Origin of the sequence: Bartonella sp. TT29SHDZB (genome assembly GCF_042193395.1) — a bacterium.
In the GTDB taxonomy this organism is placed as follows: Bacteria; Pseudomonadota; Alphaproteobacteria; order Rhizobiales; family Rhizobiaceae; genus Bartonella.
Genome location: NZ_JBHILQ010000134.1, coordinates 1 through 711 on the forward strand (window position 1 = coordinate 1; position 711 = coordinate 711).

Annotated in this window: 1 protein-coding gene; it reads left to right on the forward strand. The window is 46.8% G+C overall.

Features of this window, described 5'->3' with window-relative positions:
* Positions 1 to 416 precede the first annotated feature (416 nt).
* Complete coding sequence (locus tag ACFIJJ_RS09985; protein WP_375646844.1) at positions 417 to 602, forward strand: hypothetical protein; 186 nt, start codon at positions 417 to 419, stop codon at positions 600 to 602.
* Positions 603 to 711: the final 109 nt, after the last annotated feature.

A 711-nucleotide genomic window follows, 5' to 3' on the forward strand; every position in this document is an offset into this window, starting at 1 on the left:
ATTGCAAATAAATTCGGATTTCAAAACTTAAAACTTTGTTACTTCCCAATCGCTAACTATTATAGACAGACATCGTAATGTAAACAATGACGCTCATATTTAAATATAGATATGTATAGTTAAACAGTAACGTTTTTAACTAAGAGTAAACACTGTAACTTAAATGGAATAATGTACTGTTTACGAAAACGTTATTTACACTGCAAGTTTACATCATTACTAACAAATAAATTTATACAAACGGAACGGCTGTCGTACTCGTCTCGCCTTTGTCACTGTGGGCTGAATTGTGTCTACCTTCGTGTGGCAACTATCGGATGCCACAGCCAGTGGCTCGAATATGGGGGGTTCACTGGCAAGGGATTCAATAATCCTGTCGACATCGCCAGTGACATCGTCAGGCGGACACACATCCATTGCAGCCGGCGAAACCACCGCTTGTCCTTTTTCCAATGGCGCGGTCGGAGCTAAAGTTGGCTGAGCCTCCGCCATTGTTGGTTCCACCACAATCGGTGCTTCTGTTACATCAATGTCAACCACCGATGGGAGAGACATTGTTGGTTCCCTCCACGCAAGCCTCTTCCTGCGCGGTACAAATTTGAATGCTCGCGCAATAGCGTCGTCCTCGGCAAACGTCGGGCAAGCGGCCGTAGTTTCGGGGCTGCTGGGGATGCTCGCGTACTCAGCCGGCGGAGGGAGGGACGGCGTCTG